The organism is Pseudomonas fluorescens (genome assembly GCF_018614775.1).
Taxonomy (GTDB): domain Bacteria; phylum Pseudomonadota; class Gammaproteobacteria; order Pseudomonadales; family Pseudomonadaceae; genus Aquipseudomonas; species Aquipseudomonas fluorescens_BY.
This window is the reverse complement of record NZ_JAGGOF010000001.1, coordinates 14718-36565: the sequence shown is the minus strand read 5'-3', so window position 1 is coordinate 36565 and position 21848 is coordinate 14718. Positions and strand designations below refer to the sequence as shown.

Annotated in this window: 24 protein-coding genes; 18 read left to right on the top strand and 6 right to left on the bottom strand. The window is 58.6% G+C overall.

From position 1 onward, the window contains the following. The first annotated feature begins 28 nt into the window (after window positions 1–28). The 14 genes from tssB to J7E36_RS00125 all read left to right on the top strand — a co-directional run bounded on the left by tssB (window position 29) and on the right by J7E36_RS00125 (window position 15623). Window positions 29–538: a type VI secretion system contractile sheath small subunit gene (tssB, locus tag J7E36_RS00185; protein ID WP_214998712.1), complete on the top strand. Its 510-nt coding sequence runs from the start codon at window positions 29–31 to the stop codon at window positions 536–538. Between the two features lie 3 nt (window positions 539–541). Beyond that, a complete protein-coding gene (gene tssC / locus J7E36_RS00180) occupies window positions 542–2017 on the top strand; it encodes a type VI secretion system contractile sheath large subunit (RefSeq protein WP_214998710.1) in 1476 nt (491 codons plus the stop codon). An 8-nt stretch (window positions 2018–2025) separates the two neighbouring features. Then, a complete protein-coding gene (gene tssE, locus J7E36_RS00175) occupies window positions 2026–2436 on the top strand; it encodes a type VI secretion system baseplate subunit TssE (protein ID WP_214998708.1) in 411 nt (136 codons plus the stop codon). A 6-nt stretch (window positions 2437–2442) separates the two neighbouring features. Beyond that, complete coding sequence (tssF, locus tag J7E36_RS00170) at window positions 2443–4230, top strand: type VI secretion system baseplate subunit TssF (RefSeq protein WP_214998706.1); 1788 nt, start codon at window positions 2443–2445, stop codon at window positions 4228–4230. Next, complete coding sequence (gene tssG / locus J7E36_RS00165) at window positions 4194–5195, top strand: type VI secretion system baseplate subunit TssG (protein WP_214998704.1); 1002 nt, start codon at window positions 4194–4196, stop codon at window positions 5193–5195. Before tssF ends, tssG begins: the two co-directional genes overlap by 37 nt. An 84-nt stretch (window positions 5196–5279) precedes the next feature. Then, the gene (locus J7E36_RS00160) at window positions 5280–6797 is read left to right on the top strand and encodes a sigma 54-interacting transcriptional regulator (protein WP_214998701.1); all 1518 of its coding nucleotides are present in this window, start codon (window positions 5280–5282) and stop codon (window positions 6795–6797) included. Between the two features lie 58 nt (window positions 6798–6855). Further along, window positions 6856–7014 carry a type VI secretion protein gene (locus J7E36_RS25135; RefSeq protein ID WP_231286432.1) on the top strand — a complete coding sequence of 53 codons (159 nt, stop codon included), beginning with the start codon at window positions 6856–6858 and terminating at the stop codon, window positions 7012–7014. Then, entirely contained in the window at window positions 7015–7791 is a 777-nt protein-coding gene (tagH, locus tag J7E36_RS00155) for a type VI secretion system-associated FHA domain protein TagH (RefSeq protein ID WP_214998699.1), read from the top strand. A gap of 5 nt (window positions 7792–7796) precedes the next feature. Beyond that, complete coding sequence (gene tssJ / locus J7E36_RS00150) at window positions 7797–8291, top strand: type VI secretion system lipoprotein TssJ (protein WP_214998697.1); 495 nt, start codon at window positions 7797–7799, stop codon at window positions 8289–8291. Next, window positions 8288–9619 (top strand): type VI secretion system baseplate subunit TssK, encoded by a 1332-nt coding sequence (gene tssK, locus J7E36_RS00145; protein ID WP_214998695.1) that lies wholly within the window; start codon window positions 8288–8290, stop codon window positions 9617–9619. The genes tssJ and tssK overlap by 4 nt, the downstream gene beginning before the upstream one ends. 5 nt (window positions 9620–9624) lie before the next feature. Beyond that, on the top strand, window positions 9625–10488 hold the full coding sequence (icmH, locus tag J7E36_RS00140) for a type IVB secretion system protein IcmH/DotU (RefSeq protein ID WP_214998693.1): 864 nt from the start codon (window positions 9625–9627) through the stop codon (window positions 10486–10488). 13 nt (window positions 10489–10501) lie between these two features. Further along, a complete protein-coding gene (gene tssM / locus J7E36_RS00135) occupies window positions 10502–13969 on the top strand; it encodes a type VI secretion system membrane subunit TssM (RefSeq protein WP_214998691.1) in 3468 nt (1155 codons plus the stop codon). Next, window positions 13969–14694, top strand: coding sequence for a PP2C family protein-serine/threonine phosphatase (locus J7E36_RS00130; protein ID WP_214998688.1), 726 nt, complete (start codon window positions 13969–13971; stop codon window positions 14692–14694). Before tssM ends, J7E36_RS00130 begins: the two co-directional genes overlap by 1 nt. A gap of 44 nt (window positions 14695–14738) precedes the next feature. Next, window positions 14739–15623 (top strand): serine/threonine-protein kinase, encoded by an 885-nt coding sequence (locus J7E36_RS00125; protein ID WP_214998806.1) that lies wholly within the window; start codon window positions 14739–14741, stop codon window positions 15621–15623. Between the two features lie 120 nt (window positions 15624–15743). On the opposite strand, the gene J7E36_RS00120 is transcribed toward J7E36_RS00125, so the two are convergent. After that, the gene (locus tag J7E36_RS00120) at window positions 15744–16835 is read right to left on the bottom strand and encodes an aminopeptidase (RefSeq protein WP_214998686.1); all 1092 of its coding nucleotides are present in this window, start codon (window positions 16833–16835) and stop codon (window positions 15744–15746) included. A 59-nt stretch (window positions 16836–16894) separates the two neighbouring features. On the opposite strand from J7E36_RS00120, the gene J7E36_RS00115 reads away from it, so the two are divergent. Continuing rightward, complete coding sequence (locus J7E36_RS00115; protein ID WP_214998684.1) at window positions 16895–17308, top strand: hypothetical protein; 414 nt, start codon at window positions 16895–16897, stop codon at window positions 17306–17308. A 38-nt stretch (window positions 17309–17346) separates the two neighbouring features. Continuing rightward, the gene (locus J7E36_RS00110) at window positions 17347–17772 is read left to right on the top strand and encodes a hypothetical protein (RefSeq protein WP_214998682.1); all 426 of its coding nucleotides are present in this window, start codon (window positions 17347–17349) and stop codon (window positions 17770–17772) included. Window positions 17773–17778: 6 nt separating this feature from the next. Here the strand turns inward: J7E36_RS00110 and J7E36_RS00105 are convergent, their stop codons facing one another. Next, complete coding sequence (locus J7E36_RS00105) at window positions 17779–18012, bottom strand: DUF1161 domain-containing protein (RefSeq protein WP_214998680.1); 234 nt, start codon at window positions 18010–18012, stop codon at window positions 17779–17781. A gap of 143 nt (window positions 18013–18155) precedes the next feature. After that, on the bottom strand, window positions 18156–18587 hold the full coding sequence (locus tag J7E36_RS00100; protein ID WP_214998678.1) for an OsmC family protein: 432 nt from the start codon (window positions 18585–18587) through the stop codon (window positions 18156–18158). Between the two features lie 235 nt (window positions 18588–18822). On the opposite strand from J7E36_RS00100, the gene J7E36_RS00095 reads away from it, so the two are divergent. Next, complete coding sequence (locus J7E36_RS00095) at window positions 18823–19824, top strand: LLM class flavin-dependent oxidoreductase (RefSeq protein ID WP_214998676.1); 1002 nt, start codon at window positions 18823–18825, stop codon at window positions 19822–19824. A gap of 53 nt (window positions 19825–19877) precedes the next feature. Here the strand turns inward: J7E36_RS00095 and J7E36_RS00090 are convergent, their stop codons facing one another. Together J7E36_RS00090 and J7E36_RS00085 are read right to left on the bottom strand one after the other, a co-directional pair. Beyond that, window positions 19878–20102, bottom strand: a complete 225-nt coding sequence (locus J7E36_RS00090; protein WP_214998674.1) for a DUF1161 domain-containing protein — start codon at window positions 20100–20102, stop codon at window positions 19878–19880. 114 nt (window positions 20103–20216) lie between these two features. Beyond that, the gene (locus J7E36_RS00085; RefSeq protein WP_214998672.1) at window positions 20217–20432 is read right to left on the bottom strand and encodes a dodecin; all 216 of its coding nucleotides are present in this window, start codon (window positions 20430–20432) and stop codon (window positions 20217–20219) included. 152 nt (window positions 20433–20584) lie between these two features. Between J7E36_RS00085 and J7E36_RS00080 the strand changes: the two genes are divergently transcribed. Continuing rightward, entirely contained in the window at window positions 20585–20911 is a 327-nt protein-coding gene (locus J7E36_RS00080; protein WP_214998670.1) for a DUF883 family protein, read from the top strand. Here the strand turns inward: J7E36_RS00080 and J7E36_RS00075 are convergent. Then, window positions 20884–21801, bottom strand: coding sequence for a LysR family transcriptional regulator (locus tag J7E36_RS00075; RefSeq protein WP_214998668.1), 918 nt, complete (start codon window positions 21799–21801; stop codon window positions 20884–20886). The genes J7E36_RS00080 and J7E36_RS00075 overlap by 28 nt on opposite strands. Window positions 21802–21848: the final 47 nt, after the last annotated feature.

Sequence of the window (21848 nt, the reverse complement as noted above, 5' to 3'; positions counted from 1 at the left end):
TCAGGGTCAAAATCTCAAGGAAAAAATCATGGCCAAAGAAGGCTCTGTAGCGCCCAAAGAGCGTATCAACGTCACGTTCAAGCCCGCTACCGGTGGGGCTCAGGAAGAAATTGAACTGCCGCTGAAGCTGTTGGCAATCGGTGATTACACCCACCGCAAGGACGAGCGCAACGTTGAGGATCGTAAGCCGATCAGCATCGACAAGATGACGTTCGATGAGGTGCTGGCCAAGCAGGAGTTGACCCTGACGCTGAGCGTGCCAAACCGTCTGCAGGAAGAAAGCGAAACGCAAGCGTTAACCGTGCAGTTGCGCATCAACTCGATGAGCGCCTTCAACCCGGCCAGCCTGGTCGAGCAAGTGCCTGAACTGAAGAAGCTGATGGAATTGCGCGACGCGCTGGTAGCCCTCAAAGGGCCATTGGGTAATGCGCCTGCATTCCGAAAAGCAATCGAAGGCGTGCTGATGGCTGGTGAATCCCGTGTTCGCGTACTGGGCGAGCTGGGCCTGAAAGCTGATCCCATTTGCCAAGGAGGCTGATCCATGAGCAGTAGCGTAGCGCAGCAGAAGACCAGTGAAAAAGTTGAGTACAGCATTCTCGACAGCATCATCACCGAAACCCGCCTGTCTCCAGACGACGAGGCCTATGACATCGCCAAGCGCGGGGTTTCGGCATTCATCAAGGAGTTACTCAAGCCACAGAACAGGGGCGAGCCGGTCAAGAAGGCCATGGTTGATCGCATGATCGCCGAGATCGATGCCAAACTCAGCCGTCAGATAGACGAGATTCTGCACAACCCGGATTTCCAGGCGTTGGAATCCTCATGGCGCGGCTTGCAGTTGCTGGTTGCGCGTACCAACTTCCGCGAAAACATCAAAATTGAAATGCTCAGCGTCTCCAAGAACGATCTGCTGGACGATTTTGAGGATTCGCCGGAGGTCACGCAGTCAGGCCTGTATAAACATATCTACGCTGCGGAGTACGGGCAGTTTGGTGGGCAACCGGTAGGCGCGATCCTTGCTGATTACGCCATGTCGCCAAGCTCGCCGGACGTAAAACTCATGCAGTACGTATCCAGCATAGCTTGCATGTCCCATGCACCATTTATCGCCGCTGCCGGTCCTGAATTCTTTGGCTTGGAAAGCTTCGCTGGCTTGCCAGACCTCAAGGATCTGAAAGATCACTTCGAAGGCCCGCAATTTGCCAAATGGCAAAGTTTTCGCCATTCGGAAGATGCCCGTTATGTCGGATTGACGATGCCGCGCTTCCTGTTACGCCTCCCTTATGATCCAGAAGAAAATCCGGTCAAATCGTTTGTGTACAAGGAGACTGTTGCCAATAGCCACGAGCACTATCTGTGGGGCAATGCTGCGTATGCATTTGGCACATGTCTGACCGACAGTTTTGCCAAGTTCCGCTGGTGTCCCAACATTGTCGGGCCACAAAGCGGCGGGGCCGTTGAGGATTTACCTCTTCACCATTTCGCAAGTATGGGCGAAATCGAAACCAAGATACCAACCGAGGTGTTGGTTTCCGATCGACGCGAATACGAGTTGGCGGCGGAAGGGTTCATCTCCCTCACCATGCGCAAAGGAAGCGATAACGCCGCGTTTTTCTCTGCCAACTCTGTTCAGAAGCCGAAGCTATTCGGCAATAGTGCCGAGGACAAACAGGCTGAGCTGAACTACAAGCTGGGCACTCAGTTGCCCTACATGATGGTCGTCAATCGTCTTGCTCATTACTTGAAGGTTATACAGCGGGAGCAGTTGGGAACGTGGAAAGAGCGCATGGATCTGGAACGAGAGCTCAACAACTGGATCCGTCAGTACGTCGCTGACCAGGAAAACCCAAGTGCTGAAGTCCGCGGCCGTCGTCCATTGCGTGCGGCAAAGATCGTCGTCAGTGATGTAGACGGTGAGCCAGGGTGGTATCGCGTTGGCCTGAACGTGCGCCCTCATTTCAAGTACATGGGCGCTGATTTCACCCTGTCATTGGTTGGCAAACTGGACAGGGCGTAAGTGCGGTCATGTCCTACGGCAGCCTTTTCGAGCGCCTGGCTGGTGAGGTCGAAACGCGCAGGGGGTGGAGTACCGAGATGTGCGCCACCGCATCCGTGGTTGCACATCTGGCCAAGATGCTCAGCGTCCGTGCAGGTAGCGTATCGACGTTACCCGATTACGGGTTGCCAGAACTCAATGACATGCGCTTGAGCCTGCATGACGCAAGGAGCCAAGCCCGTTACGCGATTGAAGGCTTCATTGAGGCCTACGAACCGCGGCTCAGCAATGTTTGCGTCACATCGATGCCGAGCAGTGCCGATCAGCTTTGGCTGTCCTTCAATATCGACGGTTTGCTGGATGTGAAGGGTTTCAAGCGGCAGGTCAGTTTCATCGGATGCCTGGATGGCAGCGGTCAGGTCAAGGTCAGACAAGGATAGCCACTCATGTCGTTTAACTATTACTACCAGAGCGAGCTGACGGCGCTTCGTCAGTTGGGTCGACGTTTCGCCGAACGGAATCCGGCGTTGGCGCCCTTTCTGGGGCAGGCGGGGCGGGACCCGGATGTAGAACGGTTGCTGGAAGGCTTTGCCTTTCTGACCGGGCGACTGCGTGAAAAACTTGATGACCAGTTGCCGGAACTGAGCCATTCGCTGATGCAACTGCTTTGGCCGAACTATATGCGGCCGTTGCCGGCTTTCAGTATTTTGCAGTTCGATGCGTTGTCACGCTCCGGACCCGCCCTGCGGGTGGAACGGAATACGCCGGTCGAAAGCAAGCCCGTTCAGGGCGTGCGTTGCCAGTTTCTGACTTGCTACCCAACCGACGTCCTGGCACTGGAGCTGACCGGGTTGAGTTATTCGGTCAAGGGAAACGGGTCATTGTTGAGCCTGCGCTTGGAGATGCATTGTAACGGCCACTTGGGGGAGTTGCAGTTGAGCCGGTTGCGTTTGCATTTCACCGGCGAGCGTTATATCAGCCAGATGCTCTATCTCAGCCTGGTACGTAACCTTGAAAGCATCGAACTGATCCCGCTGGACGGTGCTGGCGAACCCCTCCGCGTCGAAGATAGCAGTCCCATGACGTTCAGGATCCCAGCCGCCCGTGTCCAGCCGGTAGGGTTTGCCGAAGAGGAAGCGTTGATCCCGTATCCGCTGAATACCTTTCGCGGCTATCGCTACCTGCAGGAGTATTTCGCTTTCCAGGACAAGTTCCTGTTCGTCGATGTCGATGGCCTGGACGTGTTCAACGCATTGCCCTTGAGCAGCCTCAAACGGATGCGTGGTCTGGATCTGCGCTTCGAGATCGGCAAAAGCAGCATTGAGCGGATGCGTCCAACGCTGGATAACGTAAAGCTTTATTGCACACCGATCGTCAATCTATTCAAGCATGATGCCCAGCCGATCCGCCTGGATGGCAAACAGGACGAATATCGGCTGTTACCGGCCCATTACGACTCTGAACACTGCGGGGTCTATTCGGTAGAGAGCGTTACCGGCTGGAACCCTGGCGGCCTGGGTTATCAGACCTATGTACCGTTCGAATCCTTTGAGCACGATTCAAGTTTTGATGTACCCCACAGCCGGCCGTATTACAGCGTTCGCCAGCGACCCTCCTTGTTGAACAGCCGCCTCGATACCTGTCTGGCTTTCGGTATTCAACACGCTCAGCCCTATGAAACGCTGTCAATCGAGCTGATGTGCACCAATCTGGATCTGCCGCGCCAACTCAGGCCCGGTGATATCAATCAACCTGGTGAAAAAACCCCTGAAGCGCTCGGTTTCCGCAACATCGGCCCGGTCACGCCGAGTTTCGCGCCCCCACTCAATAGCGACTTTCTCTGGAAGCTGATCAGCAACATGTCGCTCAACTACCTGTCACTGGCGGATGTCGATGCGCTCAAGGTGATCCTCGAAAGCTACGACTTTCCGCGGTACTACGACGAGCAAACCGAGAAGGTCAGCAAGCGCTTGCTGAGCGGGCTCAAGTCGATCAGGCACCAGCACGTCGACCGGCTGCACCGTGGGCTGCCGGTCCGCGGGTTGCGCACGGAACTCACCGTCGATCCACAGGGTTATATCGGCGAAGGTGATCTGTTCGTCTTCGCCTCGGTTCTCAACGAATTCTTCGCGCTTTATGCCAGCCTTAATTCGTACCACGAGCTGCGGGTGAACAGCACACAGGGAGAGGTGTACCAATGGACACCCCGCATGGGCCAGCAGCCGCTTCTATAAGCGTGCTGACACGAGAGATACGCGAGTACTCGCTGTTTCAGGCCGTGCTGCTGGTCATTGATCGGCTGCGTGAGGCCCATCCAAACCTGGATGATGAAGAGCTGTATGAGCGGTTGGAATTCCAGGCCAATCCAGGCCTGGGTTTCCCGGCCAGCGATATCGAGCGCGTAGAGTTTTTCGAGGAGCACGGAAAGGTGCGCGCACGTCTGCGCTTGAACCTGATCACCCTCGTGGGCGCAGGTTCGCCGCTACCGGCGTTCTATGGCGAGCAGGCTTTGAGTGATGAGAATAGCTCGACTCGCGATTTCCTCGACGTGTTCCACCATCGTCTCCAACGACTGATGCTGCCGATCTGGCGCAAGTACCGTTACTGCGCAAGTTTTCAGCACGGTGCTCGAGATCCATTTTCGGAACAGTTGTTTGCGCTGATCGGCCTGGGTGGAGAAACAATTCGCAAGGCCAACCAACTGAACTGGAAGCGTCTGCTGCCTTACCTGGGCCTACTGAGCCTGCGTGCTCATTCAGCCGCACTGATCGAAGCCGTACTGCGTTACTACTTCAAGCACGCTGAACTGTACCTCGAACAATGTATCGAGCGCCGGGTGGACATCCTCGACGAGCAGCGCAGTCGCCTGGGGAGCGCCAACAGCCTGTTGAGCCACGATCTCGTGCTCGGTGAAAGGGTACGCGACCGCAGTGGCAAGTTCCGAATCCATATTTCTGAGCTGGATTGGCAACGCTTCCACGAATTCCTTCCCATCGGCAGCAATTACCAGCCGCTGTGCTCGCTCGTGCGTTTCACTCTGCGCGATCCCCTCGAATACGACATTCGCCTATCCCTGCGCAGGCAGGAAATCCGAGCTCTGCGCATTGGAGAACAGAACGCTTGTCGGCTGGGATGGACCAGTTGGCTGGGTCATGAGCGCGCGGACGGCGTGGTGACTCTTGGCAGTAAAACTCATTAGGAAAGGATGACATGACCCACGTAGACCTTCAGCAGTGCAGTCCCTATGCCAGCGTAGCGTGTGAGTTCAGTTGAGGTGAGTGCGATGTTCGAGAGTGTTCCGCAACCCCTTGACTATGCTCAAGCGCTTTTAACGCAGTTTTCCAGGCTTTCGCGCTTGGTGGACGGAGCAGTGCTGGTAGGGGATTTCGCCCAGGGTGTGGCGCAACTCTGTGGGTGTGAACTGGTACAGCTGTACGCGCTTGATGCCACCCGCATCCACTTGGAAATGAACACCGAATGCCTGGAAGGCCATTTGCAATTCCGTGACCGGACAACCTTGCCTTCCGATTACAGCGATGAGCAACTTTTGCAATTCGCCCTGCGCCAGAACCGTGTGGTATGCCTTGACGCGTTGAGCGACAGCCTCCAGGAAACCCGGTTTTTACCGCACCGGGCTACGCCGTGGCAATCAGTGCTCTGTGTACCCCTCGTCAACCTGCGAGGGACCGCTGATGGCGTGTTGGTGTGCGCTAGCGATCAGCACATTGACTTGCAGGGATTTGCTGAGTCCCTGGGTCATCTTGGCGCATTTGTGCTGGGCCAGCTCCATCTGTTGCAGCGCCTGCACCGTCCTTGCGATGAGCCCCTGCCTATCAACAGGAGCCTGCCGAGTGCCAATGACTACGGCCTGATCGGCAAGAGTGCAGCGATGCGCAAGACCTGCTCAATGATCAGTAAGGTCGTGCATAGCCCCTATACCATCCTGTTGCGGGGGGAGACCGGTACCGGCAAGGAGGTAGTGGCGCGCGCCATCCACGACTCTGGACAGCGTCGGGCCAAGGCGCTTGTGGTGCAAAACTGCGCGGCAGTGCCCGAGAACTTGCTGGAAAGTGAGCTTTTCGGCTATCGCAAAGGTGCCTTTACCGGCGCTGACCGGGACCGTATCGGGCTGTTCGACGCAGCTCATGGAGGTACCTTGTTGCTCGATGAAATCGGTGACATGCCATTGTCCCTCCAAGCCAAGCTGCTGCGAGTGTTGCAGGAGGGTGAAATCCGTCCACTGGGGTCCAACGAAACGCACAACGTCGATGTGCGCATCATTGCCGCTACCCATCGCGACCTGAAGCAGTTAATGGAGGAGGGCAAGTTCCGCGAAGACCTGTACTACCGCCTCGCACAGTTTCCGATCCAATTGCCGGCACTACGGCAGCGCGACGGCGACATCATCGAACTGGCGCGGCACTTCGCTGACAAGGCATGCGCGCTCTTGAAGCGTGATCCGCTGCGCTGGTCGGATGCGGCGCTTGACCATCTGGCGGCCTATGGTTTCCCCGGAAACGTCCGTGAGCTCAAAAGCATCGTAGAAAGGGCCGTGCTGCTGTGCGAGGGCAGCGAGTTGCTCGTCGATCATCTGGGATTGCACATTTCACCCCCGTCCGAGCGCGGCCGTGTAAGCCTCAGAGAGCGCATGGTGCAGATCGAGCGGAGCCTTCTGATTGATGGCCTGCGCGAGTTCGGCGGCAACAAGGCGCGTACCGCCCGAGAACTGGGCCTGCCACTGCGCACACTGCTTTACCGCCTTGAACGCCTGAAAATTCAGCGCAGTGATTTCGATGATTGATCCTGCTCTTTTCCTACGTACCCATGCCAGCTCCGCCCACCAGCCTCTGGAGAACTTCATGTCTGTCTGTTCATGGTCAATTGTCCTGTTGACCCTTGTCCTGTCATGCAGCCTCGGCGGTTGCACCGGCAATTACACATTCAACGACAGCGATTATCGCCCTCTGGGCGACCCACAGGCGGTCAATCGTGGCAGTGACCCCCAGGAGCTTCTATAGATGGAACTTGTTTTCGAGATGCTGAACCCCGGGCACCTCACCAACGCACATCAACGTCGGAAATCTTTCGGACCGGCAGGCGGTGTGATCGGGCGGGGTGAGGACTGTGACTGGGTGATTCCCGATCGCCAGCGTCTGCTGTCCAAGCATCACGCACAGGTGAGTTCCCGCGAGGGCGTGTTTTTCCTGACCGATATCAGTGGAAACGGTACGACCCACCGGCAGAGTGGGATGCGTCTGCCCAAGGGCAAGCCGGTACGAATACAGGACGCAGATGCCTACATCCTGGGCAATTTCGAAGTTCTGGTGCGGCTCGTCTCCGATTCCGCGCGCGGTGCTGCCGGACCCAGTCACCTGAGGTCAGGTGGCAGCCTTATCCCGGACAACGCTTTTCTGGATCTCGACCCGCTGAAGCTTCTGGATCAGCAGGAGAGCATCTTCCTGGACATCGATGAGCTGATAACCCCCGCTGCGCTACCGCCAAACAGAGGCGGGAGCGTGGATTATGCGCGTGTCGAGATGGAAAACCTGTTGTTACCCGAACTGGTCGAGGTCCCGCCCGGGGTGGAGCTGAACCGATCCGATGCCAGCGAATGTCTGGATGAGCGCTTCTGGGGGCGCTTCGGGCATGCGCTGGGCGTGAACCTCAATAACCTCGATAGAGCTGCCCGTGAGTCCCTGGCAATTACTACTGCGCAATGGTTCAAGCAAAACGCTCAAGCCTATGAAGAACAGGTTCGCTTGATTTCCTCCCTGCATATCGATCGCCAAGGATGACGCCCATGCCTCGCTTCACGAAGTTTTTTTCCTGGGTCTTCACAGCGTTCGCCACAACGCTTTTATTGAGCGGTTGCGCCAGCTGGTCGCCCTTCTCGGCGATGACCAAACTCAACCTCGCACTGACCACCAGCGACGAGCTCAACCCGGACCTCAATGGACGGCCGTCGCCATTGGTGGTGCGACTATTCGAACTCAAGCATCCGGTGGCGTTTGAGAACACAGACTTCTTCAGCCTATATGAGCGCGCGAGGGAAACCCTGGCGGCGGATCTGGTTGCCAGCGAAGAGCTGGAATTGCGTCCAGGTGAAAGCGTTGAACTGCGGCTCAGCCTCACGGGGGATGGCCGTTACCTTGGCATGCTCGCGGCTTACCGTGACCTGCCGCACACGCGATGGCGCTATACGCTGCCGGTTGCCGGGGGACAGTTGACTGAAGCGAACCTGAGCCTTGATCGGACCGGGATCACCAACCGACTTGCCAAGGTGAATGACCAATGAATCACGACAAGGTCATCTGGCAGGAGGGCATGCTTCTGCGCCCGCAGCATCTGCAACACAACGATCGCTATTTCGACCACCAGTTGAAGGTTCGTACCCGGCTGTTAAGCCGTTACGCCTGGGGTTTCCTGACCTTGGAAATTGATCTGCAGTTTCTCAACATGGGACAACTGGTGGTCAGCCAGGCCAGCGGTGTCCTGCCCGATGGCAGTCTGTTCGAGTTGGGTGGTAACGCCGAACCGCTGGCCCTGGAAATACCGTCCAATACCCGCAACACGTCAATCTACCTCGCTCTGCCCCTGGTGACCGGCAATCACATCGAGTCGCGTCGTCCGGAATATTCCGACGTACTGGCGCGCTACACCACCTACGACGCGCTGGTGGCGGACTCCAACGCCGGAGAAGCGGGTGCAAGCCAGATCAGCTGTGGCCGCCCGGACCTGCGCCTGCTGTTGGGCGAGCAACTGAGCGAAGACGCGTTTGTGAAACTCAAGCTCTGTGACGTACTCGACACCACAGTCGATGGGGTGATCAGTCTCGATCCGATCTTTGTGCCAACGTTCATCCAGGTTGGCTCATCCCCCTATTTGCTGTCTTGCCTCAAGGAAGTCATCGGCATGCTTGCCCATCGGGGCGATAGCCTCGCGGAGCGAATCGGCGCCAATGGCAAAGCGGGAGGCGCGCAAGTAGGCGACTTCATGATGCTGCAACTAATCAATCGCAACGAATTGTTGCTGCGTCATTACCTGGGTCTGGAGCAGGTGCATCCGGAAGCACTGTATCGAATGTTACTGGGGCTGTTAGGCGATCTGGCAGCGTTCTCCAGCGACAGCAAGCGGCCTCTGCTCGACAACCGCTACCAGCACAGCAACCAGGGCGGGTGCTTTCGCAGCCTGATGCAAGCGATCCGTCAGGCGCTGTCGATGGTGCTCGAGCAGCATGCTATCGAGATGCAACTGCAGGCGCGTCAATACGGCGTCATTGTTTCGCCGATGCAGGATCTTTCGTTGTTGGATTCGGCTTCGTTCGTGCTGGCGGCAAGTGCCAATTGCGACGCTGAGGAGCTGCGCCAACGATTGCCTGCGCATCTCAAGGTCGGTTCAGTGGAGCGCATCCGCCAGCTGGTCAATCTGCACCTGCCAGGCATCAGGATCAGGCCTCTGCCCGTGGCACCGCGGCAGATTGCGTTCCACGCCAACAAGACCTATTTCATTCTCGAACCAAGCTCCGAAGACCTGGCTCAGCTGAAGCGCTCCGCGGGCTTTGCATTCCATGTTTCCGGTGACTTCGCTGAGCTAGAACTGAACTTCTGGGCCATCAGGAACTGAATGTCATGGATAAGGAAGATCCTCAGGACGAAACAACGGTCTTGCTCGACCATCACGGACAACGCCCTATTTCAGGACCATTGACCGACGCAGTCGCCCCGCCGCGTATGGAGCAACTGCAGGAACGAATGATCTATGCCGCGCAGCTACCGCCGTCCCAGGCCTCCAATGTCGGCCTCAATCCGCTGGTAGCCGCGGCCTGCGGGTTGTTGTCGCAAATGGCGCAGCTCAAGTACGGCCAAGGTCGCGGGGACTTGCCAGCACTCAAGCGGGAGCTGAGTGGGGGCCTGGAGCAATTCGAGGCCCGTGCTCTGCAGTTCGGCGTTGAAAATACGCAGTTGATCGCCGCACGCTACGTGCTCTGCACGGTGATTGACGAAGCGGTCGTCACCTCGCCATGGGGGCGTGGTGGAGACTGGTCACAGCTGAGTCTGCTCAGCAGTTTTCACAACGAAACCTTTGGTGGCGAGAAAGTCTTCCAGCTGCTTGATCGTCTGTCGAAAAACCCGGTCAAGCATCTGGCAATGCTTGAGTTGCTGTATCTGTGCCTGTCCCTCGGCTTTGAGGGCAAATATCGGGTTGAGGCTCGGGGGGGGCTTGAGCTTGAGAGCCTGCGCGACGCTCTCTATCGGCTGATTCGCCAGGTACGCGGCGAGGTGCCTCGCGAACTGTCACCTCAATGCGAAGGCGCTGTCGGCAAACCTCACCGCCCAGTGCGCATTATCCCGACCTGGGCAGTGGCGGGCTTTACATTGTTCTGCCTGGGCGTGATGTATTCGAGCTTCGCGTGGGTATTGGAAGAGCAACGCAAAAGCGTACTGCAACCTTATCAACTGCTGGAGCCGGTCACCGCCCAGCCGCTGCCTTGAACAGGGACGTGTCATGAAATTGCTTTTCAGGAAAATCCATACCGTGGGTCGTCGGACCTGGGTCTGGTCGCTGCTGCTGGTATCTTGCGCAGCGCTGCTGGTGTGGTTTGTCGGGCCGCTGCTGGCCGTCAATGACTATAAGTTCTGGGCGAGCCCAACGGCCAGGCTGCTGACCATCAGTGTGCTCTTGCTGGGTTGGGGCCTGGGGATGGTTTTCGTCAATAGGCACGCCGACCCGACCGTGAGCACTCAGGAAAACGACACCGATCCTCGTGTTCTACGACGGAAAAGGATTGATAACGAGCAGCATGAAGTGCGCTCGCGCTTCCAGAAGGCTTTAAGCACGCTGAAGTCTCCAGGTCTTTATCCGGGACATGGTAAACGCTGGCGTAGCGAGTTGCCTTGGTACCTGCTGATGGGGCCGCCTGCCAGCGGCAAGACCAGCCTGCTCAATTGCTCGGGTCTGGAGTTTCCTCACCACGGGCATCAGCCGATCAGCGACCCATCGGATACTCAGTATTGCAACTGGTACTTTGCCGAAAACACCGTGGTGATCGACACCGCCGGACGCTTCCTGACCCAGGCGGACAATGACGTCGACAGCAGTGCCTGGACCGTGCTGCTCGAACTGTTGCGCAAACGTCGCCGTAGTCGCCCGTTGAGCGGGGTGCTGCTGGCTGTGCCGACTGAACTCCTGCTGCTGGGCAGCGAGGGTGAAGTGACCGCGCTGGCTCGCCAGATTCATGGCCGTTTGCGGGAGTTGAAACGACGGCTGCACATTGATGTGCCGATTTATCTGGTCCTGAGCAAAGCGGACCGTGTGCCAGGTTTCCATGAATTCTTCGAGTCGCTGACTCGCGAGGAGCGCGACCAGGTACTTGGAGCGAGTTTCAGCCGAGATAAGCCCACAAGCGGCGCGACCGAATTACGCGCCAACTTCGAAGCGCTCCTGCATCGACTCAACAGCCAAGTCATCATGCGCATGCATCAGGAGCGTGATACGCAGCGTCGCAGCGGCATCCTTGATTTCCCAAACCAGTTGGGCCAGATCGGTGCGAGGTTGTACTTGCTGGTCGAGCAAGCGTTCGCCGGAGGCAACTGCAGCCTGCGTGGCTTTTACCTGACCTGCGCATCGCAGCCGAGCCGGACAATGAATTCGACCGATGAACATGGCAGCGTGAACGCCCGGACCCATAACGCCCCTTCTGGCGATCGGTTCATCCGTCATCTGATCAGTCGGGTGATACTCCCGGAAGCCGATTTGGTCGACCTCGATCAGCGCGAGCGCAGTCGTATCGATTGGGGGCAGCGGGCTTTGTACCTTGGTGGGTTGACGGTCCTTGGGCTGTTGGGGCTGTTGTGGGCGAATGGTTTTTCGACCAATCACCAGCGCCTGGAAAACGTGCGCGCATTGGCGCAGCGCTGGGATCAACAGCAATCAGCAGCGGTGACCGGCGATGGTTGGATCTCGATGCTCGAATCACTTGATCTGCGCTTCGAGGCCACCCGGGTTTTCCCGCCTCCGACGGCGGTGCCCTTCTATGAGCGTATGGGCTTGTACCAGGGGGAAGTCAGCAATCGTGCTGTGACTGACGCGTACGAGCGCGAATTGCGGGCAGCCCTATTGCCCCGGGTTGCGCAACGACTGGAAGAGCATATCCGCGCTAATTGGAATGACCGCGAACGCTTGCTCAACAGCCTGCGCGCGTACTTGATGCTGAATCTGAAAGAGCGCCGCGATACGGTTTGGCTCAAGGATCGGCTGAATAAGGATTGGTCCCTTCGTTACCCCGGCAACACCGTGCTCCAGGACGGTTTGAATACCCATTTCGCGCGTTTACTGGAGCAGCCCTTTACCCACGCGCTCAACGAGCCGTTGATTGCCCAAGCGCGTGAAGTACTGCGCAGTGAATCCCTGGCCGTCGTCGTGTACGGAATGTTGCATGAACAGGCCAATCACCTGCCGCACTATCGGCTCAGTCACCATCTGGGCTCGCAGGGCGCGTTGCTGGTGGGCACTGACCATGTCATTCCTGGCTTATATACCCGGCAGGGTTTCGAGCGATATTTCTCCGTTCAGAGTGCGGCGTTGGTTACCGAGTTGCTGCGCGATAACTGGGTACTGGGCAATGGCGAGGACCTTGGCAGCCTGGACATGCGTCGCCTGATGGCCGAGTTGGAGCAATTGTACTTTCGTGACTATGCCGACCACTGGAGCAATGCGGTCGGTCGGGTGACCTTACAAACAATCAACAGTGCTGGGGAGGGCGCCCAGCAACTTGCGGGGCTGACCTCAGCGCATTCGCCAATTGTGCAGATGCTGGTGCAGGTACGCGAGAACACGTGGATCCAGAGCGTTGCCGAGCAAATCGATGACGTGACGCAGACTGGGAAGGGGGGTGCCTTCGGAAAAATCGCCGTTGTGGCCGGGAAAGTCGCTGGTCCCTTGACCGAAAGTCTGCCGGACACCGCGCGAAAAGCCTTGCACCGACGTTTCGAACCGCTGCACCGGCTGCTTGACCCGGACAATGGCCCGACAGCTGATCTGAACCAGGCCTTGCGGGCCCTCGACGATCTCCAATCGCAACTGGCTGGCCTGGCCCAAACCGATGCGCCGGAGCTTGCTGCCTTCGAGCTGGCTCGGGGTCGCATGGGCGGCCATCGCGATGCATTGAGTCATCTGCGCAGTGCCTCAGCGCGTCTGCCGCGTCCCATCAGTGCATGGTTCAACGCGTTGGCCGAGGATAGTTGGCGTTTGGTGCTAAACGATTCCTACCGTTATCTGAACCAGCGCTATCAGAGCGAGCTGTACAGTTTTTATGGCAAGGCGATCCACAAGCGGTATCCGTTCAACGCCCACAGCGTCAGCGAAGTCGCGCTGAACGACTTCCGGGAATTTTTCAAGGATGAGGGCATTGTCGATCGATTCTTCGAGCGTTATATGCGTCCCTTCGTCAGTGGTACGCCGGGGCAATACCGGCCGCGCAGCATCGACGGTCAAAGCCTGCCAATGTCCATGGCCTATCTCGACCAGATGGCGACGGCAAATACCATTCGCCGAAGCTTTTTCGCCCATGACCCGGCTGAACCACAAGTGCAATTCAAGCTTGAGCCTTACACCCTGGATCCGACGGTGAGCCGTTCGGAGTTCCGCTTTGGCGACAGGGCGCTTGAATACCGTCACGGTCCGATCCTGCCTGTGGCATTCACTTGGCCAAGCAGCGAGCAGGACGGGCGAGCCGCTTTGGTGCTGGAGAAAAGGGTCGGGCGAGGTGTTGGCATCGAGAAGAACACGGGGCCGTGGTCGTTGTTTCGATTGTTCGACCTGATGCAGGTCGAGTACTTGACCGGACGCGATGTCCGCGTGCTCAAGGCTGACCTGGGCGGATTGCGCGCCAACTACCTGTTAACAAGCCAGCGCACGCCGAATCCTTTCGACATGGCGGCCCTACGGACATTTCGAATGCCGGTGCAACTCTGATGCAGGGCACCGCTTCCTGGCGTAGCGGCGCGCGCACGGATAAGGGCAAGGTCCGGTCACGTAACGAAGATGCTTTCCTCGAATGCCCGCGACATGGGTTGTGGGCTGTCGCAGATGGAATGGGCGGTCATGCGGATGGTGATATTGCCAGTCAGTTGATTGTTGCCAATTTGGCGGAGCTACCCCCGCACCAAAACCTTTACGAACGTGCGAAAGCGGTACGCCGATGCCTGCGCTGGAGCAATCGGCGGCTGAATCAGGAGCTGACCGTCACCGAGGAGCATCACGGCATCATGGGCAGCACGGTGGTGGCGTTGTTGCTGGAAGGCAACCGCGGTATCTGCATCTGGGCCGGCGACAGCCGTTGCTACCTCTGGCGTGGTCGACGGTTGTACCAATTATCCAAGGACCACTCCCTGCAACAGCAACTCATCGACACCCACCACATCAGTCGCGACGAGGCCTTGGCTCATCCCGCGGGCAAGGCATTGACCCGCGCGGTAGGCGCCGCACCGGAGCTGACGCTGGAAGTGCTGGAACTGGGGGTCTGTCCCGGTGATACGTTTTTGCTGTGCAGTGACGGTTTGTATCAAGGCCTTAGTGGCGAAGCACTGGGACATGCGTTGGACCTGGCTTCACCGCGCTTGGCGTTGGAGCGGCTGTTCGCTGACGTTCTGCGTGGTGCAGCGCGGGATAACCTGACGGCGGTGGTGATCCGCCGGTGAATGGAGAAAACGGCCAGCCTACCTATTTCGCGTTTATCGACGGTATGCCTGCTGTGACAGCGTCCGAACGTAGCGTCAGTCAAAGGCCTGAACTTCTTGGCGGGCGTTTTCGCCTGGAGCGTTTGCTGGGGGCGGGCGGCATGGGGCTTGTGTACCGCGCCCGGGATCTGCTGCACGAACAGTTCGGTGATCCCGATCCGTACATCGCGCTGAAAATGCTCAGCGAGCCCTTCTACCAATGCCCCGACGCGGGTGCGCTGCTCTACAGCGAATTTGCCCTGACCCGGCCATTGCATCATCCGAACGTGCTGCGCCCATTCAGTTTTGAAGTGGACGCCGCTCACCGGCAGGCGTTTATCACCATGGAGCTGATGCGCGGCCTGACGCTTGACCAACTGCTTTGCGAACGGCCGCAGGGCGTGTCTTGGCATGAATTGCGGACGATTGCCGTGCCGCTGCTTGATGCCTTGGCGTATGTTCATGGCCGAGGTGTACTGCACGGTGATGTGAAGCCAAGCAACGTGATGCTCGGTGAGGAAAACGTGCGTTTGTTCGACTTCGGTCTGGGCCTGGCAGAAAAGGGGCCGTTGAAGAATCTGCCCAACCTGGACCGCAAACGTCTCAAGGCCTGGACCCCCGCCTACGCCGCTCCTGAGCTGCTGGAAGGCTCGGCTCTGTCAGCGGCTGCCGATGTCTATGGTGTGGCTTGCCTGTTGTATGAATTGGCGAGCGGTAGCCATCCGTTTCGCCGCTGGGCTGCCACAGCGGCGCGCGATACTCGGTTGGAACGACAGCTCAAGGCGCCACGTAACTTGCCCAGGCGTTGCTGGTCGGCGCTGCGTTTGGCGCTGGCGTTTGATCCGAGCCGACGCTGTATCAGCGCGGCGCAGTTGCGTGATGTTTTCAATAGGGATTTGTCTTGGTGGTGACGGGGGCTGCCTTAGGCCGCCATCGCGAGCAGGCTCGCTCCCACAGGTCCGGCGTTGTACACGCAGGCTGCATCAACACCGATCCAGTGTGGGAGCGAGCCTGCTCGCGAAGGGGCCCGCTCAATCAGCCGAAGTTTTCGACTCTGCCAGCCCTCTCAACACGGCCTTGCGTTCCTCAATAGGCAGCTTGCCGAGCTTTTCCACCGCCGCATAAAACCCAACCCAGTCCTCGCCCTGTTGCCTGTACAGCGCCGCAAACGCCGGCACCCATTGGTCATACAGGCCGAACGGCAATAACCGTGCATTGTTCATCGGTGCATAGACCCAGGCGTCGTAGCGCTTGTCGCCTGCCCATTGGCTGTCGCGCAGGTGTTCGTAGTCGCTGCGCAGGCGCTCGAACTCTCCTGCCTTGCGCTGGCGCATTTGCTCGGCCGGCAGGGGTTGGGCGTAGAGCGCCTCCAGGCGTAGGCGGGTGTCGAGGATCAGTTGGATGAACTGGTCGCGCTGCTGCACCGGCTTGCCGTTATCCGGTGGCAGCCCACGACTGGCGCGCCATTGCCGGGTGCCTTCCTGTTCGACGAAGGTGGCGAAGGACTCATTGAATTCGGTGTCGTCCTTTACGTAAAAGCGCTGGTGCGCCAGTTCATGAAAAATCAGCGTCGCCAGGCGCTCGTCGCCCCAGTGCATCATCGCACTCAGGATCGGGTCGTTGAACCAGCCCAGGGTCGAATAAGCCTCCACGCCGCCAATCGACACGTCCATGCCTTGCAAGCGCTGCACCGCCGCCTCGCCTCGGGCGGCGCTTTGGCTGTAGTAACCGCGGTAGGCCACGCAGCCGGCAATGGGGAAGCAATGGGTTCGCGGCGCCAGGGAAAATTCCGGTGTGGCGAAGACATTCCAGACAACGAACGGCCGGCCGATGTCCGCGTACAGGCGATAGCTTTTATTGTCCGGCAGGTGCAGGTGTGCGCTGGCGAATGCCCGTGCTTCGCGTGCCTGGAGCAAATGCGCGCGCAGTTGCGGATCGCGTGCGGGGTCGGCGATCACTTGGTCAATCGGCTCACGGGCCTGCAGCAAGCGCAGCTGTCCGCCGACGAGTTGGCCGTAGTAACCGATGCTTGAACAACCGTTGAGTAACAAAAGCAGGAGGCCTGGAAACAAAATCCGGAAAACACGGTCGAGTAACCGATGGCTTGAACGCGGCCTGATCAATTGGAATCACCTTGGGAGAGTCTGCCCACAAGACTATCTCGCCTGCCTGGAGCTTCGCTATGCGCATGTTGATGCTGACGAGTGGCCTCGTGCTGCTGACCGGTTGTGCCGGGTTGCCCGACCCTGATCCGTCCCAAGCCTGGATCGACCTGGGAAGCCATCGGGACACCGCGTTGCAGGCGCTGGAAGTCGACGACAAGACGTCCCTCGACAAGCGTTATTTCGAAGTCCAGCCTGGCAGCCATGAGCTGACGGTGCGTTATCAATTTGCCGTTGAACCCGGCAACATCGGTCCCGATGCCGAGCCGCTGTGGCGTGATTGCCGGTTGAACGTGAAATTCAAGGAATTCAACGCCGGCCAGCGTTACCAGTTGCAGGCCGGCAGTATTGGCTTCCGGCCTTGGGCCAAACTCTACGATCAACAACGCAAAGTCGTGGGGCATGGTACGCCGGCGGGCTGCCAGCAAAGCTGATCGGCGTTATGCTCAGGGCCTGACTTCAGGAATTCATCATGCGCCTATCCATGTTGTTACCGGCCCTGGTTGCTATAGGCGGTTGTGCGGCCAGCCCCTTGCCTGCCGTCGACCCGAACATGGCCTGGGTCGATTTCGCTACCCCAACGCCGGGCGGCAGGATGCTGATGGCTGAGAGCCTGGATGGCCGGCGCCTGCGGGACGGGCGGTTTTTCCAGGTTTCGCCAGGCAGCCACGAACTGAAAGTGCGCTTCGACTTTGAAGTGTTCAGTGGCGGTGGATTAGGGATGCAAGCCGAACCGCAAGAGCGACTGTGTTACCTGATTGTACGTTTCGACCGTTTCGAGGCGGGTCAGCGTTACCGTCTGGAGGCTCGCAACCTGGCGTTTACCCCAAGCGCCCGGCTCTACAACGCCAAGCGTGAAGTGGTTGCCGAGGAACGCCAGGTCAACTGCATCCCGTAGGGCGTTCTAGCGGTCATTCTTCTGGTAAATGATTTTCTTCGTGCCGCTTTCGCAGGTGCCCACCACCATGTTCTGGTCGTGGACCTCGTCATTGGTGACGATTTCCAGTGTGTAGGACGTGACGCCCTGCGCCTGGATCTTGGCCTCGATCTCGGCCTTGAGCTCTTCGCACGGTTTAGGCGCCGCGAAGGCGGATGTGGCGAATGCGCAACCGATAACCACCAGGGCAAATCGTTTCATGCTCGAAATTCCTTATGACAGTGCGCACTGCCTGTGCGCAGAAACTGCATACCGTCATTCGACCACACATTGCTGATGGGCTGACAGGGTAAAAAGAGCACAGCCTTCGGCGGCTGGCTCAAAGGCTGCGCTCTTTCGATTCGTCAGCTCACCAGTGTCGCATCGAGGGTGATCTTGGCGTTCAGCACCTTGGAAACCGGGCAACCTTCCTTGGCCTTGTTGCTCAGTTCTTCGAATTGCTGTTGGCTGGCGCCAGGGATCTTCGCCTTGAGGGTGAGTTTCACCGCGGTGATCGCGAAGCCGCCATCAACCTGGTCCAGGGTCACTTCGGCGTTGGTGTCGATAGCGTCAGCCTTGAGCCCGGCGTCGCCGAGAATCATTGAAAACGCCATGGAGAAACAGCCTGCATGGGCCGCACCGATCAGCTCTTCAGGGTTGGTGCCCTTGCCACCTTCAAAGCGGGCCTTGAAGCCATAAGGTGCTTCGCGCAGCACGCCGGTTTCGGTGGAGATGGAGCCGATGCCGGTTTTCAGGTCGCCTTCCCAGTGAGCCGATGCTTTCTTGATGATAGCCATGTCTGCCTCCTCAGATTGAGCGCGAGTGTTCGCGCCGGGTGTTTTTCATTACCAGGGTTGTGAGGATAGACGGGCTGATAAAGTTCACCCGATCGATTAGTCGACTAATTTAGTAGGAAAATTCATTGCAGCTATTGAAACTCGGGTATATGCCCACATTGCATGGAACACACCTATAGAAACGGCAGGCTTTTGCCCGTAGGAAAAGCCCGGAACGCCGTTGGAGATCCGGCCCATGAAACAGCTGTCCGAAGTGAAGTTCTCAACCCTCGACCTGGTGCCTGTTCGCGCCGATGGCAACGCCGCCCTGTCCCTGCGCAATTCGCTGGACTTGGCGCAACACGTGGAAAAGTACGGCTACACCCGCTTCTGGGTGGCCGAGCATCACAACATGGACGGTATCGCCAGCTCCGCGACGGCCGTGCTGCTGGGCTATCTGGCGGGGGGGACTTCGACCATTCGTGTCGGTTCCGGCGGGGTGATGCTGCCCAACCACGCGCCGTTGATCATCGCCGAACAGTTCGGCACGTTGGAAAGCCTCTACCCTGGTCGAATCGACCTGGGGCTGGGGCGCGCACCCGGTTCCGATCAGATGACGGCGCGGGCGCTGCGTCGCGAGCGCTCCGGCAGCGCCGACGATTTCCCTGAAGACGTGGCCGAACTGATGCGCTATCTGGGCCCACGCACACCGGATCAACGCATCATCGCCATGCCTGGCACCGGGACCAACGTGCCGGTGTGGCTGTTGGGTTCCAGCCTGTTCAGTGCGCAATTGGCCGGCGAGCGTGGTTTGCCCTACGCCTTTGCCTCACATTTCGCACCGCGCTACATGCACGAGGCGATCCGCATCTACCGCAATCACTTCAAACCGTCAGCGGTACTCGATAAGCCTTACGTGATGCTCGGTGTGCCTCTGGTGGCAGCGGACACCGATGAACAGGCCGATTACCTGGCAACGTCGGTGTATCAGCGGATCCTGGCGCTGATGCGCGGGCAGAGCCTGGTACAACGTCCGCCGGTCGAGACCATGAACGGCCTGTGGTTGCCCCACGAGAAAGAAGCGGTGGGCGACTTCCTTGGCCTGGCCATGGTCGGTGGCCCGCAGAAGATTCGCGCCAAGCTGGATGTGTTGATCGAGCAAACCCAGGCCGATGAGCTGATTTTCACCAGCGACCTGTATGAACATGCCGATCGCCTGCATTCGTATGAGCTGCTGGCGCAGGTCATGAAAGGCTGAATCGCGCCCATGAAAAAGCCGACGCGTTGCGTCGGCTTCTCATACGCGTCAAATCAACCGCGTTTGTACGTAATCACCTTGCTGCCGCCCTCGCAGGTGCCGACGACTTTGGCGTCAGCCGCTGCGCTTTTATCGACGACTTCCAGCGAATAGCCCGACACGCCCTTGGCATCCAGCTTTGCTGCGATTTCGCTTTTCAGCTCTTCGCAGGGCTTGCCGGCTGCAAATGCACCACCCGCAAGGCTCAGCAAACCCAGGGCCACCATCAACTTTTTCATCGCTTGCACTCCTTGGTCGGATCAATAGGGCAGGTATTGGAAAGATCTGACGCGCAGACAATAGCGCATCGCCATTCCCTATGGCACTCCGCCAGCGCGCAAGTTCAGTGCTCCTCAGCTATTAGCGATCCGGAAGCCGACTTTTATCGTCACCTGAAAATGCGCAGCCCGACCATTCTCGATGTGCCCGCGGGTTTCCGTGACTTCAAACCATTCCAGATGCTTGAGGCTCTTGCTGGCTTCGGCCAGGGCATTGTTGATGGCGTCTTCAATACTGGTGGGAGACGAGCCGACCAGCTCGATCTTTTTGTACGTGTGTTGATCAGTCATAACGTTCTCCGTATAGGGGCTCTAACAGCCTAGCAGCGATTTTGCGCCCTATCTGTGGCGCCGTTACCTGTTTAAAGTTCAGATTTACTGCACTTTCAGAAGCGGCTGGAGTCCCAACTCACACCATTCAACCACTGCAGGAGAGAGCCACCATGGCCAGTAATTCGCTACGTAAAGCCTCGTTGCAAAGCATGGAAGCGGAGATCGAGAGTCTGCTCAAGTCGTTGGAAAGCCTGAAGGACGACGCCTCCGATGAGTCGCGCAAGACCCTCAAGACGCTCAAGGCAAACGCCGAAAGCGCGCTGAAACACTCTCGGCACCTGCTTAGCGATGCGTATGAAGAAGTCAAGGTGAAAACCCGCGAAACCGGGCTCGCCACTCGCGATTATGCGAAGGAGCATCCATGGACCACGGCCGGTGTCGCGGTCGGCGCAATCGGTCTATTGGCCGCTTACTTGCTGTGCAAGCGTGGTGACTGAACCGGTTGGCTCAGCTCATGCCTGAGCCACTGGGCCAATTGCCTGGCGCGCCCGTCCGCGGCGCGCTTGGGTAGCCACAACGCCAGTCGCGCCGGGGTTTCAGCGAAACCCCACGGCGCGACCAGGCGCCCGGCGCGTACATCCTCGGCCACCAGCGGCTCGGGCGCGATCGCCACACCCAGCCCTGCGACGGCAGCTTCCAGCAAATAATACAAATGCTCGAAACCTTGGCCGAATTTCAATGCCTGGGGCTCAAGGGCGTTTTGCCGTGCCCATGTCGGCCAAGCCTGTGGTCGGGACAGGGTATGCAGCAGGGGTTCATCCAGCAGTGCGCCGGCGGCTGCGCCTTGCAGACGGGAAAAGCCGGCGTAGTGCGGGCTCATCACCGGGCCGATTCGCTCGCTCACCAGCTCATACACGTGCATGTCGGCCGGCCAGGGTGGCTCGGCGAAAACCAGCAAGGCATCCAACCCTGGTCGCCTGGGGTCCAGGTCGCCTTCGCCGGCGGACAGGTGCAAGCGTAAATCCGGCAGGTCGGCATTGAGCCGGCCCAGGCGCGGGATAAACCAACGCGCCAGCAAACTACCCGAACAGCCCAATACGAACGGTGCATCCGCAGTGTTTTGCGTGAGCTCTGCACATACGGTACGTAAGCGTTCGAAAGCGTCGCTGCTGGCATCGCGCAGGCGCACACCCGCATCTGTGAGTTTCAAGCCACGTCCATCCTTGCTGAACAGGCTTACACCCAGGTGTTCTTCCAGCACCTTCAGTTGCCGACTGACCGCGCCGTGGGTCACGTGCAACTGTTCGGCCGCCTGGCTTACGCTGTTCAGGCGGGCGGTGGCCTCGAAGGCACGCAGAGCATTGAGCGGGGGAAGGTCCTGGCGCATGGGATCTGTGAGTTTTCCTGACAGGTAGCGGCGATCTTATCGGTTTT